13 protein-coding genes are annotated in these 12,567 nt (G+C 43.7%); 5 read left to right on the top strand and 8 right to left on the bottom strand.

All coding sequences use genetic code 11. The annotated features are described in order from the left end of the window. Nucleotides 1-8: 8 nt before the first annotated feature. The gene (locus IEV61_RS17845) at nt 9-380 is read right to left on the bottom strand and encodes a BlaI/MecI/CopY family transcriptional regulator (RefSeq protein ID WP_188418419.1); all 372 of its coding nucleotides are present in this window, start codon (nt 378-380) and stop codon (nt 9-11) included. 165 nt (nt 381-545) lie between these two features. Here IEV61_RS17845 and IEV61_RS17840 point away from each other — a divergent pair, with 165 nt between their 5' ends. Beyond that, nucleotides 546-1,946, top strand: coding sequence for an MBL fold metallo-hydrolase RNA specificity domain-containing protein (locus tag IEV61_RS17840; RefSeq protein ID WP_188418418.1), 1,401 nt, complete (start codon nt 546-548; stop codon nt 1,944-1,946). A 162-nt stretch (nt 1,947-2,108) separates the two neighbouring features. On the opposite strand, the gene IEV61_RS17835 is transcribed toward IEV61_RS17840, so the two are convergent. The 6 genes from IEV61_RS17835 to IEV61_RS17810 form a co-directional block, all read right to left on the bottom strand. Then, entirely contained in the window at nt 2,109-2,798 is a 690-nt protein-coding gene (locus tag IEV61_RS17835; RefSeq protein ID WP_188418417.1) for an SIR2 family NAD-dependent protein deacylase, read from the bottom strand. Nucleotides 2,799-2,825: 27 nt separating this feature from the next. Further along, nucleotides 2,826-3,254: an energy transducer TonB gene (locus IEV61_RS17830; RefSeq protein ID WP_188418416.1), complete on the bottom strand. Its 429-nt coding sequence runs from the start codon at nt 3,252-3,254 to the stop codon at nt 2,826-2,828. A 22-nt stretch (nt 3,255-3,276) separates the two neighbouring features. Then, nucleotides 3,277-4,272, bottom strand: coding sequence for an endonuclease/exonuclease/phosphatase family protein (locus IEV61_RS17825; RefSeq protein WP_229747197.1), 996 nt, complete (start codon nt 4,270-4,272; stop codon nt 3,277-3,279). A 273-nt stretch (nt 4,273-4,545) separates the two neighbouring features. Then, nucleotides 4,546-6,114 carry a M28 family metallopeptidase gene (locus IEV61_RS17820; protein WP_188418414.1) on the bottom strand — a complete coding sequence of 523 codons (1,569 nt, stop codon included), beginning with the start codon at nt 6,112-6,114 and terminating at the stop codon, nt 4,546-4,548. A gap of 302 nt (nt 6,115-6,416) precedes the next feature. Then, nucleotides 6,417-7,109, bottom strand: a complete 693-nt coding sequence (locus IEV61_RS17815; RefSeq protein ID WP_188418413.1) for a response regulator transcription factor — start codon at nt 7,107-7,109, stop codon at nt 6,417-6,419. After that, the gene (locus IEV61_RS17810) at nt 7,106-8,941 is read right to left on the bottom strand and encodes a sensor histidine kinase (RefSeq protein WP_229747196.1); all 1,836 of its coding nucleotides are present in this window, start codon (nt 8,939-8,941) and stop codon (nt 7,106-7,108) included. The genes IEV61_RS17815 and IEV61_RS17810 overlap by 4 nt, the downstream gene beginning before the upstream one ends. A gap of 137 nt (nt 8,942-9,078) precedes the next feature. Between IEV61_RS17810 and IEV61_RS17805 the strand changes: the two genes are divergently transcribed. Beyond that, nucleotides 9,079-9,921, top strand: coding sequence for a T9SS type A sorting domain-containing protein (locus tag IEV61_RS17805; protein ID WP_188418412.1), 843 nt, complete (start codon nt 9,079-9,081; stop codon nt 9,919-9,921). A gap of 135 nt (nt 9,922-10,056) precedes the next feature. On the opposite strand, the gene IEV61_RS17800 is transcribed toward IEV61_RS17805, so the two are convergent. Continuing rightward, nucleotides 10,057-10,419, bottom strand: coding sequence for a DUF3127 domain-containing protein (locus IEV61_RS17800; protein ID WP_188418411.1), 363 nt, complete (start codon nt 10,417-10,419; stop codon nt 10,057-10,059). A gap of 76 nt (nt 10,420-10,495) precedes the next feature. Here IEV61_RS17800 and IEV61_RS17795 point away from each other — a divergent pair, with 76 nt between their 5' ends. From IEV61_RS17795 to IEV61_RS17785, 3 genes are all read left to right on the top strand, one after another. Further along, nucleotides 10,496-11,668: a THUMP domain-containing class I SAM-dependent RNA methyltransferase gene (locus IEV61_RS17795; RefSeq protein WP_188418410.1), complete on the top strand. Its 1,173-nt coding sequence runs from the start codon at nt 10,496-10,498 to the stop codon at nt 11,666-11,668. Beyond that, nucleotides 11,669-12,157 (top strand): hypothetical protein, encoded by a 489-nt coding sequence (locus IEV61_RS17790; protein WP_188418409.1) that lies wholly within the window; start codon nt 11,669-11,671, stop codon nt 12,155-12,157. Nucleotides 12,158-12,276: 119 nt separating this feature from the next. Next, entirely contained in the window at nt 12,277-12,549 is a 273-nt protein-coding gene (locus tag IEV61_RS17785; protein WP_188418408.1) for a helix-turn-helix domain-containing protein, read from the top strand. The last annotated feature ends 18 nt before the right edge of the window (nt 12,550-12,567 follow it).

The raw sequence follows: 12,567 nt of genomic DNA, 5'->3' as shown, positions 1-12,567 counted from the left end.
GTATACGTTTATTGGTCTTTAAACTTTTCTATCAGTTTCATGATCTCATCGGCCTCTTTCACATTTATTTTTTCCTTTTGTACGAAAAACGAAAACATGCGCTTTACCGAGTTATCAAAATAGCCGGTAAGCAGCTTGTCCGATGCAAAATTCTGGTATTCATCTTTACTTATAAAAGGATAATACTCGTGGCTTTTGCCATAAGCGGTATGCCCTACAAAACCCTTGGTTTCTAAAATCCGAATAATGGTTGATACGGTATTATAAGCCGGCTTAGGCTCGGGCAGCAATTCAATCACATCTTTAACGTATCCTTTTTTGATTTGCCAAAGCACATGCATCAGCTGCTCTTCTGCACGGGTTAGCTCCTTAATTTCCATAGTGTCGAACGTTGATAATAGGCTGGTTTACATTTAAAATCCGCCTGCCAGTTAATAAAACCTAAAGCTACAACTAATATCTTAGTCAAACAAATTTTTTGCCTTGCCGAACATTTCACAGAAAAAAGCCGTTGTTTGCTTACCTAACACACAGATAAAAATTACATGCATATTACCTTTCACGGCGCAGCCCGCAACGTTACCGGCAGTAAACACATCGTACAATTAAACGACGGAACCAATATACTACTCGATTGCGGTATGTTTCAGGGTCTGGGCGATAAAACCGAAGACCTTAACGACCACTTTGGCTTTAACCCACTTAAAGTAAATTATGTGATACTGAGCCATGCACATATTGACCATTGCGGGCTTATTCCTAAACTGGTGGCCGAGGGTTTTAATGGTCAAATATTCTGTACCGCCCCAACTATGGAACTGGCGCGTATTTTACTAATGGATTCGGCCCGGATACAGGAACAAGATGCCGAATATGCTAACAAGCACCATAAAAACGGCGGTGAGCAATCATCGGCCCTGTATACCGAAGAGCAGGCTATTGAAGCGTTGCGCCTGTTTAAAATAGTAGACTATAACGAGGAGTACGAGATTACCCCGCGTATTAAATTCACCTTTACCGATGCCGGCCACGTAATAGGCAGTGCGGCCATCCACTTAACCGTTTTGGAAGATGGCAAGCATACCACCATTACTTTTAGCGGCGATGTAGGCCGTTACGGAGATTTGCTTTTGCGCAGTCCGCAAACCTTTCCGCAGGCCGATTATATTCTACTGGAATCTACTTACGGCGACTCGCTGCATAAAGACCTGGAACCTATTGAAGAAGCCTTGCGCGAAATTATTCACCAAACTTGCGTGGTAAAGCGCGGTAAGGTAATTATCCCGGCTTTTAGCGTTGGCCGTACACAAGAGCTTTTATTTGCACTTAACGGACTGGAATTAAAAGGCACACTACCCGATGTAAATTATTATGTAGACAGCCCGCTGAGCGACAAAGCCACCCAGGTAATTAAAGATCATCCCGAGGTGTACAACAACCTGGTAACCGAGATCATGAAAGTGGACAAGGACCCGTTTGCGTTTAAAGGCCTCCACTTTGTACAATCTACCGAGGAATCAAAATCACTAAACGACGATACCCGGCCTATGGTCATCATTTCTTCATCTGGCATGGCCGAGGCAGGGCGGGTAAGGCACCATATCCGCAATAACATCAATAACGAGAAGAATACTATACTGATAGTGGGCTACTGCGAACCTAACTCTTTGGGCGGCAGGTTAACCCGCGGCGATAAGGTGGTACATATTTTTGGCGATGAGTACGATGTAAAAGCCGAAGTCCAGGTAATTAAAAGCATGAGCGCCCACGGCGATTATGAAGACCTGCTGCACTTTTTAGCCTGTCAAGACCCTAAAAACGTAAAAAAGATCTTCTTGGTGCATGGCGAATATGAAACCCAGCAAAAATTTGCCGAGCGCCTGAAAGAAAAAGGATTTGAAAATGTGGAGATCCCGTACCAGCATCAGCGGGTGGATCTGGAGTAAGCGGATAGAAGCCATTTTTCACATCATGTCATTGCGAGCGTAGCGTGGCAATCTCCGACGCTAGGTAACAAAGCATAAAGAGATTGCCACGTCGCTACCGCTCCTCGCAATGACATGGTTTTTATATCATATTCACTGTTGTACTACCGGAACTTATACAGATCATACAGCCTCCAATAGTTGCGCTACTACCGCAGGCACCCCAACCGTAGCCTTTTGTTCTATAGCCCTGATGTTACGGTTGCTTTGCAGGTAAGGAATATGCGGATCGATTATATATTTCGTAACCGGCGAAGGCACATAATTAATTAAGCCGGCGGCAGGGTAAACGGCCAGGGAGGTACCTATCAGCATAAAAATGTCGGCAGTGCTGCACAGCCGGGCAGCAGTTTCTATCATGGGAACATCTTCGCCAAACCACACCACATGCGCCCTTAATGGCGACCCCAGTTCGCATACCTCATCCATCTTAATTTCCCACCCGTTAATAGGATAAGTAAACTCGGCGTTAAGGCTCGATTGTGAGCGGGTAATGATACCATGTAAATGCACCACCTTTGTTGAACCGGCACGCTCATGCAGGTCGTCAATGTTTTGGGTAATGATGGTAACGTCGTACTTTTCCTGCAGCTTTACTAATGCGTAATGAGCCGCGTTGGGGCTGGCCTCTAAAACCGATTTACGACGTTCATTGTAAAATTGCTGAACTAAGGCTGGGTTACGCTCCCAAGCCTGCGGCGTGGCTACATCTTCAATATTATAGCCTTCCCACAAGCCGTCGCTATCGCGAAAGGTTTTGAGGCCGCTTTCGGCGCTGATGCCTGCGCCGGTTAATACAACTATTTTTTGCATAAATTGAGTAATGATTAGCGCTTACAATTACTGTAACCTAAAAACAATTGGCACTGTATACTGAACCCTCACTGTTCTATTATCTTGCATACCGGGCGACCATTTAGGTGAAGATTTAATTAACCTGACTGCCTCACGAACCAATAATGGATTGGGATTACCAACAGTTTTCACATGAGATAAGGAACCATCCCTTTCTACAACAAATGTTACATCAACTTGTCCTTCAATGTCTTTTTTAAGCGCTTTTTTTGGATAAATAACATTTTTGGCTATAAAATCATGCAAGGCTTGAGTACCTCCCGGAAACTGAGGCAGCACCTGAATGTTTGTAAATTTTGATTTACTGCTATCCGTCAATGCATCCTGCGCTAAGCTCTTACTGCTGTGTAATAGCGACAATGCGCAAAAGCCAGCAAATATTAATAAGCACTTTTTTAAAATCTGTGTCTCCATTATGTTATTGTCCTTCGGGGTATTACAATTTCGATTTTTTCTCCTGCGCTTCGGCCACCTCGTCGATGTCAGGGTGCATGGGCTCCTGCTGAGCTGCAGCCTGGGCTTCATATTGCAGCTTTAAGTATATAGGAAAGTGGTCGGATCCGAAATTAGATAAGCGCTTGATTTCCTTCAGCTTAAAATGCTCGGAGGAAAAAGCATGATCTAACGGGAACCTTAAGAAAGGGTAATGTGCATGAAATGAATTAAAAAAGCCACGACCACGGCGGGGATCTAACAAACCACTCATTTTCAGGAACAATTCGGTGGTATGGCTCCAGGCCACATCGTTCAAATCGCCGGCTACAATAACCGGGAGTTTGGATGCCTTGGCCAAATCGGCCACCAGCAATAGTTCTTTATCACGCTCGGTAGACCGTACATTTTCCTGTGGAACAGGCGGCGTAGGGTGTACGGCAAAAAGCTGAACCTGCTGCCCGTTACGTAAGCGTATTTTGGTATGAATGGAAGGAATATCATCCTGTACCAGGTATTTAATATGCGTATCTTCTAACTGTAACTTAGAATACAGCAACAACCCGTAGGTGTTCTCTAAAGGCACCCTCACAAAATGCGGGTAATCATTTGCTAATGAGGCCGTTTCCTGCTCCCAGCGCTTGTTGGTTTCAAGCAGGATCAATAGATCAGGATCAGCTTTATGTATTTCTTCTAGGCAACCGCGGGTGTTCAGGTTATCTTCGAACACGTTGGAGATCATGATGGCAATGCCCTGCTGGGGCAAATCGTCAACAGCATTGAGTACCTGCTTTTTACTCAAGGGGGTAAATGGCAGTATAAGTACAATTAAATAAACAATGATAACGCTTAATACACCTATCCCTACCCAATAGTTAAGCGATGGGCCCGAAAAGTAAGTTACCCAAAAAAATAGGCACAGCGCTACCAGCACGAGTTTTTGTAAACGAGGGTAATCAAATACCCTGAATATCCAATAATCGTTTCTTACTAATGGCAACAAGGTAAAGCAAAAAACAAGCGAGGCGTAGATGTATAAAAAGAGATTCAATCTAATATAATTGTTGATGGAACTAAGCTATAAATATTATTACACCTTTTATGTTTTTGGCGCAGGCAACATTATTTAAGGTTTAAAGCATTACATATTTGTTGACGCAATTACACTTTATCTCCAAAAAATTAGATATTTCTTCATTTTTCCGCACAACAAAAAAGCAGGCATCCCTTGCGGATTACCTGCTTTCAAAATCACAATAAAAATTAAAAAATCTTAGTTGGTGCCGGTAGCTTTTGGCGCCTCTTTGCGCGGCAGCATTTCGGCACGTTGTGCGGTATGGTAAACAAACGAAGCTACGATGGTAGCTGCTTGTTTCAGGTCATCCTCTACCAGGCGATCGTAAGTATCCTGGTTGCTGTGGTGGGTACGGGTGTTGTAATCCATACCATCCTGAATGAACTGGAAACCCGGGATGTTCACCGCATCGAACGACTGGTGATCGGTGCCGCCGGTATTGCTGATGGTAACCGTGGTAGCACCTAAATCTTTAAAGGGCTCCAGATAGCTTTGGAAAATTGGGCCAACAGCTGCGTTACCTTGCAAATACACACCGCGTATTTTACCGGTACCATTATCCAGGTTATAGTAAGCAGATACTTTAGATTGCTCGGCCTTTAATGAATCTTTTTTACCGAAATGAGCTGCTACATAACCACGTGAACCATATAAGCCCTGCTCTTCTGAACTCCATAAAGCAATACGGATAGTACGTTTTGGTTTAAAGCCGGTAGCTTTTAATATGCGCATGGCTTCCATCATTACGGCGCTGCCTGCGGCATTATCGGTAGCGCCAGTGCCTGCATGCCATGAATCAAAGTGACCGCCTATCATTACCACCTGCTCTTTCAGCTTTTTGTCGGTGCCGGGTATTTCGGCAATTACGTTATAGCCTTGCAAATCGTTGGTGAAAAACTGGGTTTGCACATCGGCCTCCATTTGTACTTTTTGGCCGGCACGCAGTAAGCGTACTATACGCAGAAAATCTTCACCACTGGTCTCCAACTCGGGCAAGGCCGTTTTGGCCGTATCGGCGTATGATGCACCATTGGTGGTAAATACGGTACCATCGGTACCGCGGCCCTGGCTTAGTATTAAAGCCACGTTCTCTTGTTGTAAAAATGAGCTAATGGCACCACGCATAGCTGCAGCCTTGGCACGGGCAGCCATAAAGGCGGCCATTTGCGGGTTACCGGCCGGCCGTGGTCCGCGACCGCCTGCAGGTTGCGGTGTGGTAGCAGCCATTTTGGCCAGCTCTTCATCGGTATAGCGGGAAAGATCGGGGTTCTTGCTGCGCACCAGCGCAGGTGCATTATTATCTATAATTACAATTTTGCCGTTTAACTGGCCTTTATATTTAGGCAGATCGGTAAGGGTATCTATTTTGATGAGCATTACATCGCCTTTTACAGGGCCTTTAGTACTACTGGTCCATGCTTTAGGGATGGCGATAATAGCATGATAGTAAGGCACCGTAATAGCCGCATAGTTTTTGTTCACTTGCCAGCCTTTACCAAACTTACCCCAGGGCTCTAACTTGGCGTTAACCAGTCCGTAACCTTGCAATTCTTTTACTGCCCAGTTTTGTGCGTTTTTTAAACCCGGTGAGCCCGACAAACGCGGACCGGCTACATCGGTTAAATAAAAAGCGGTTTTCATCACTTGGGAGCGATTAAGTCCCTCTTCGCGTATTTTTTGAACCGCGGCCTGGTCAATCACTTCTTGTGCTGCTGCCGAAAGGCTTATACCAGCGGTTAACAACGAAAAAAGTAAGGTTTTTTTCATATTTTGAATAAGTTAATTAGCGTTACCGCAAACTTATTCAATTAAAACCGCACAAAAACGCAGTTTTACCTAACTTATTTGTTACAAACAGGCGCAATGGTTATGGATTTGAGAAAGATGCAGTGAATACACCTCTGAAAATAGAATTTAGACTTAAAAGGACATTAAAAAGAGATATTTAGATATATCTAAGCTTACAATCTACTTTTAATTATAGTAAACCTTATGTCCAACGTGTCAGTTTGAGCTTGTCGAAAACTTAGCAAAGCGTATAGGTCTTCGACAAGCTCAGACTGACAAAACTAATTAACCAGCAACTTATAACCCCTGCCATGCACGTTAATGATCTCTACACGCGGGTCGTCTTTTAAATACTTGCGAATTTTACTCAGGAAAACATCCATGCTGCGGCCGTTGAAGTAGTTATCATCATTCCAGATGTTAAGCAAGGCTTCTTCGCGGGTAAGCACTTCGTTTTTATGCAGGCAAAGCAGGCGCAGCAGGGCGGCTTCTTTGGTAGAAAGCTTTTGCTGGCCACTATCAGAGTTGATAACCTGCGAGGTAAAATCGAAATCGTATTTGCCAACTTTGAACTGGGTTGGCTTTTGTTCTTCCTTATCGCCATCTGCTGCCGTACGTTTAAGCAGGGCATTAATACGCAGCAGCAATTCTTCTATACGAAAGGGCTTGGTAATATAGTCATCGCCGCCTAAACCAAAGGCCTGGGTTTTATCTTCGATCATGGCTTTGGCCGTGGCAAAAATAATAGGCACGTTCTGGTTCATTTTCCTAACTTCTTTACCCAAAGTAAATCCATCTTTCTTAGGCATCATCACATCCAGAATAAGCAGGTCGAACTCGCTTTTGGTAAACTCTTTTAAACCGGCATCGCCATCGGTACACAGCACTACTTCAAACTTACCTTTCAGCTGCAGGTAGTCTTGCAACAGGTTACCCAGGTTAGGGTCGTCTTCTACCAGTAATATTTTTTTCATGCAGTTACGTTGAATTTCAGTTCAAATTCTGAGCCTTTCTCTTTTTCAGAGCGTACACTAATCATTCCCTCTAACCGCTTCACAATAGTGTTCACGTAGCTCAGCCCCAGGCCAAAGCCCTTTACATCGTGCAGGTTACCGGTGGGTACGCGGTAAAACTGCTCAAATATTTTAGCCTGCTGGTCGCGGCTCATGCCTATACCCTTATCGGCAACCCTTATAATAAGTTGGTTGCCCTTATTTAAGGTAGATATAGTGAGATGCGGATTTTCGCGACTGTATTTAATGGCGTTATCAACCAGGTTATAAATTACGTTTGAGAAATGCAGTTCGTCGGCCTCAATTACATCGTAATCGGCATCCAGGTGCAAATCAACCTCGGCGTTGTTCTTTTGCAGTTTAAGCTGCATACTGTCGAGCACGTCTGTAATCAGTTCGTTCACCTCCACCGGCTTTTTATCCAGCCTAAAGTCGTTCTTTTCAATACGGGCAATATTTAATACGCGTTCAATGTGGCTGCCCAAACGCTCATTCTCCTCATAAATAATGTTAGCCAAACGGGCAACGCGGGCCTTATCGGCAATGATCTCCTGGTCTTTCAACGCCTCGCTGGCTATCATAATGGTAGATACCGGCGTTTTAAACTCATGCGTCATGTTATTGATGAAATCGGTTTTCATTTCCGAGATCTTCTTTTGGCGCAGTATAGAAAAAATGGTATAACCAAAGCAAAAGATCAGCACCAGCAACAACCCACCGCTGATAGACAGCATATAGGTCATGGTGTTAATAATGTGCGAATTTTTATCGGGAAAATAAACCTGTAAACGGCCCGGATCGTTAATTACATCCTGGGTAAATATGGGGGTGCGGTAAGTTTCAGATACATTGAAAACGGGCTTTTGCCCCATCATATCATAAGCCTTAGAAAATATGAGCGAATCGTTATTGGTAGTGCTTACCTCGTAACTAAATGGCAGGGTAATACCTTTATTAGCCAGTTCAAAGCGCAGCAACGAATCGAGCCATAAGGTATTGATCCGGTTTTTTAAAGGCTGATCGGCTTTTTTATACTCTTCGGCCAGGTTTTCCATCACCGTAGTGCTGGTGCTTATATGCTGAAGCTGGGCAAGCGAATCGGCCCGGAGCATTTCCTTTATTTGACGGGCACGCTGCTGTTTAAGCTTACGGTTATGCTCGCGCTGCCAAATAGGGTTAATGGTGGTAACGGCCACTACCTGGCGGCCAAGCTGCGGATCGGGGTACGAATAGTATGATGTATCATATTTGTTCACCTTGCCTTTGCGCTTATTTGCCGCGTTGCCGGTTACGTTTGTAACCTCTGGCGGCAGTATCCGCTGGTGTACGTTACCAAAATCGTCGGTATATTCTTCAAAGCGGTAACGTACGTTAACCATATCCTCCTGCGTGGTACCGTACAATTCTTCGTCAACCTTGGCGCGCAAAATAATGCGTTGCAGGCTGTCTTTTAACTGGGCTATGCGGCGGTCGTGCAGTTTGCGTATTTCTGCATGGGTAGGCTGGTGAGCGGCCACGGCAGGCGTTGTAACTTTGGGTGCTTTTTTGGTTATCCTGATCTCAAAGCGGCTCGCGCTTATTTTAACGCTGTCGGCCTTTTTGTTCAAAAATTGGTTGGCATCCTGCCGGGTAAGTTTTGATACTACGGTATTAAGCGCCTCGTGCACATCGCGGTCAAATAATTCGGACTGCAACTGGTATGACTGGCGCAGAAAAAAGTATTGCATGGCTATTACCCCTAACAGGGCAAAACCCATTAAGCTCATAATTAAACCTATACTCCTTTTCTTCATGCTTCAACAAAATTAACTTAAAATACGGCGGAGCACACCATTTTAACAATTTTTAACAAATTTGAGAACCGCTTTATAACCTATTGATTATTAACAATAATTACCTTTACTTATTGCTCAACTTAAACATCATAAACATGAAAAAGCGTTTATTTAATTCCAGTTTCGAAGTGCTGTTTACAGCGGGTATAGTGGTAGCCCTTGCCCTGCCGCAACTGCTGTTTGCACAAAAGCATAAAGAGGTAAATATTTCCATCCATAATAACGACACCACTTTTAACGGCAAAAATTTAAAGGACATGAAACCCGCTGAAAAGCAGGAAGCTTTAACCGAAATAAACAAAACGGTAAAACCAAAAGGCCCTCGCCTTCAAAACCTGCAACTTAGTTTTGCTGATCTTGATAGTTCTGGCGTACGTGTATACACCTATAAGCGCGATTCGGTCAACAAAGGCAGATTACCTTTAAATCTTGATCAGTTTAGAGGCGATAACATAAATGGTATGGGAAACCTGCCCGATATGGAATTCAGGATAGCTGATGGCACGCATGACAGACAGCTTGGCGCATTGCGCTTTAATAACAGCCCGCTTCATATAAGGCGCATGGGCAATACTCAAAACTTTGACTACAACAATACCGATAAAGACGGCATAAGCACCCATGTTAGCTACCACGTAACCGAGGCCTTTACAGAAGCGGCCAAAAAAGTGTCGGGTGTAGAAAAAAGCGATCTGGATTTGCAGGATTTAACGCTTACGCCGCAGTTTTCGGCCGGTAAAACCACTTTAGCGTTTACCCTCCCGGCAAAAACCGCTGCCGATGTACAACTGACCGATAGCGATGGCAAAATCATCTGGAAAGAAAAAGCCACTACAGCAGCATTCAACAAAAGCTTTACCTGGGGATTGAACGGTGTGTTTTACTTAGTAGTGAAGCAAGGCGGTAAAACTGCAGTGAAGAGAATTGTGAAAGAGTAAGGAAGAGAGTCAGGAGTATAGAGTCAGGAGTCAAGACACCTTAACGCTTGCATAATAAAAAAGCCATCTAAAATTAATTTTAGATGGCTTTTTTATCTAAGTCTGTATTCCTGACTCTGTACTCTTGACTCCTATTTAGAACGGCAAATCATCATCATCCGGTGCAGAATTAATATCTACAGGTGATGCGTGCTCTGGGGTTGCGCTGCTGGCGCCGCCGCTTAACACGTTAATTTTCCATAACTGCATAGAGTTAAAATAGCTCTTTTTGCCGGTTTTATCGGTCCATGGGCGGCCGCGCAGGTTAAAAAAAACCTCTACGTCGTCGCCTACACGTACGTTATCCAGTAAATTGCAACGATCCTGAATAGCCTCAAATTTTAAATATTCGGGGTATTGCGGGTTCTCAATATATTCAACAATCAGTTCTCTTTTTTTTAACGACTCAGTAACCTGTTGGGTTGGAGCTACTTCGTGTACTTTACCTTTAATATCCATATCTAAGTTGTAAAACGTAAAGTTAATAAGTAAGATTGTATTTCGGGCATTTTTTAATTCATAAATTTGCAGCCACATGAATGTTTTTCAAGACAAAAGTAAAATCATAATTACCTGCAACAAGCGCCTCTCGGGCTACCTGCAGCAAGAGGTAGAGGCCCTGGGCTATAAAGTTACCCGCACGTTTCAAACCGGTGTTGAACTGCTGGGTACCATCAATGATTGCATCCCCCTCAATTTAAACCTGCGCTGCGCCAGCCAGATCTTGTACCTGCTGCACAGCTTTGAGGCTGCCGATCCGCAACGTTTATATAACGAACTGGTACAGTTAGAATGGGAAAAGCTGATAGATTTTAGCGGCTATTTTTCTATTACCTCTAATGTAAACAATGAGCATATTCTCACCCCTTTGTATGCCAACGTAAAGGTAAAAGATGCCATTGTAGACCGCATTAAAGCACAAAAAGGCTTACGCCCAAACTCCGGTCCCGAATTAAATAAAGCGGTAGTTCACTTATATTGGCAAGACGATAAAGCCGATATTTTTGTAGATACCAGCGGCGAAACCCTGGCCAAACACAGTTACCGTAAAATACCTGGTAAGGCTCCTATGTTGGAAGCCCTGGCTACCTCTACCATTATGGCAACCGGTTGGGACAGGCAAAGCACCTTTATTAACCCCATGTGTGGTTCGGGCACCCTGGCTATTGAGGCCGCGTTGTTAGCTACCGATAAGCACCCGGGCCTTTTCAGGATGAACTATGGGTTTATGCACGTAATGGGTTACGATGAGCAAGTATTTTTTGCCGAGCGCCGTAAACTGAAAGATAAAGCTAAAAAGGTGACTAACTTTAAGATCATTGCCACCGATATATCGGCCGATGCCGTGGATATTGCCCGCAAAAATGCCAACACTGCCGGTGTAGAACATTTGATTGATTTTGATGTTTGTGATTTTGCCGATACCGTAGTGCCCGAAGAAAAAGGCGTAATTATGTTTAACCCTGAGTATGGCGAACGCCTGGGTGTACATACCAAGCTGGAAGGTACCTATGCCCGCATAGGCGACTTTATGAAGCAGCAGTGTAAAGGTTACCGTGGTTATGTGTTTACCGGTAACCCCGACCTGGCCAAACGTATTGGACTGGCCGCTACCCGCCGCATTGAATTTTACAACGGTAAGCTAGACTGCCGCTTATTAGAGTATACTATTTACGAAGGCAGCAAACGCGAACCTAAAACAGAATAAATGAAACGTTTACTTTTTATGGCGGCCTTATTGTTAACGGCCGCCTACAGCCGTGCGCAGCAAACTATGGCTTTTCCTTTTCAGGGAGGTAAGGATGTAATGATGGACTTTTTTAAAAAGAACGTTGTTATTCCCGAAGAGCTAAAAAAAACCAAGGCTACCGGCACTGCTGTTTTAAAATTCACTGCCGATCCTAAAGGAGCCATCAAAAAAATTGTGGTGTATTACGCCGATGATTATACCATTGCCGTTCCTTTTATTGATGCGTTGAAGAAATCGGACCGCAAATGGATCATTCCAGATGATGAAAAACTGCATGATTTTGTGATCTCTTTCACTGTAAACCTCATTATGCCCGATGGCAAGGCCAGTGCTGCCACGCAAAAGCAGGTTTACGATTCGTACCGCCAACGCAAACCCATTTGGGCCAGCAACCCGGTACCCCTTGATATGACCACTTTACTGCCGGCTATTATTACAACTTACTAACAATCAGCACTAAATTACTTTTTGAGTTAATTTATTTAATATTTTATCAATAAAATTATCTTCTTAAAACCGCACGTTGTTTTACCTCGTAAGTAATGTCATTAATATAGATTGATGACATGGGTAAGGAAATAATTAATAACAAGATTAAATCTGTTGCTGTAAATATTAGAAAGATCAGGGAGCATTTAAATTACACCCAAGAATATTTGGCCATGAAGCTTAATATCTCTCAAAATGCCTACAGTAAAATTGAATTAGGTTATACCAAAATAACCTTAGAGCGCCTTTATCAAATTGCCCAGGTACTCGAGGTTGATTTGATTGAATTGATCAAAGCCGATGATGCCGAAGTATTGCAACTGGTAGGTTCATCATCGGTGAGCGCATAATTAAATTCATGCTGTTAT

The organism is Mucilaginibacter galii (assembly GCF_014635825.1).
Taxonomy (GTDB): domain Bacteria; phylum Bacteroidota; class Bacteroidia; order Sphingobacteriales; family Sphingobacteriaceae; genus Mucilaginibacter; species Mucilaginibacter galii.
Note: the sequence above shows the minus strand (reverse complement) of the source record. Positions and strands in the feature narration are given on the sequence as shown.

What these genes read in the sequence shown, in the direction of transcription:
- IEV61_RS17830 (WP_188418416.1), bottom strand. Translation starts at nt 3,254, where the DNA reads ATGGAGACACAGATTTTAAAAAAGTGCTTATTAATATTTGCTGGCTTT.
- IEV61_RS17805 (WP_188418412.1), top strand. Translation starts at nt 9,079, where the DNA reads ATGAAAAAGCGTTTATTTAATTCCAGTTTCGAAGTGCTGTTTACAGCG.
- IEV61_RS17845 (WP_188418419.1), bottom strand. Translation starts at nt 380, where the DNA reads ATGGAAATTAAGGAGCTAACCCGTGCAGAAGAGCAGCTGATGCATGTG.
- IEV61_RS17820 (WP_188418414.1), bottom strand. Translation starts at nt 6,114, where the DNA reads ATGAAAAAAACCTTACTTTTTTCGTTGTTAACCGCTGGTATAAGCCTT.
- IEV61_RS17785 (WP_188418408.1), top strand. Translation starts at nt 12,277, where the DNA reads ATGGGTAAGGAAATAATTAATAACAAGATTAAATCTGTTGCTGTAAAT.
- IEV61_RS17790 (WP_188418409.1), top strand. Translation starts at nt 11,669, where the DNA reads ATGAAACGTTTACTTTTTATGGCGGCCTTATTGTTAACGGCCGCCTAC.
- IEV61_RS17795 (WP_188418410.1), top strand. Translation starts at nt 10,496, where the DNA reads ATGAATGTTTTTCAAGACAAAAGTAAAATCATAATTACCTGCAACAAG.
- IEV61_RS17835 (WP_188418417.1), bottom strand. Translation starts at nt 2,798, where the DNA reads ATGCAAAAAATAGTTGTATTAACCGGCGCAGGCATCAGCGCCGAAAGC.
- IEV61_RS17800 (WP_188418411.1), bottom strand. Translation starts at nt 10,419, where the DNA reads ATGGATATTAAAGGTAAAGTACACGAAGTAGCTCCAACCCAACAGGTT.
- IEV61_RS17810 (WP_229747196.1), bottom strand. Translation starts at nt 8,941, where the DNA reads ATGAAGAAAAGGAGTATAGGTTTAATTATGAGCTTAATGGGTTTTGCC.
- IEV61_RS17815 (WP_188418413.1), bottom strand. Translation starts at nt 7,109, where the DNA reads ATGAAAAAAATATTACTGGTAGAAGACGACCCTAACCTGGGTAACCTG.
- IEV61_RS17840 (WP_188418418.1), top strand. Translation starts at nt 546, where the DNA reads ATGCATATTACCTTTCACGGCGCAGCCCGCAACGTTACCGGCAGTAAA.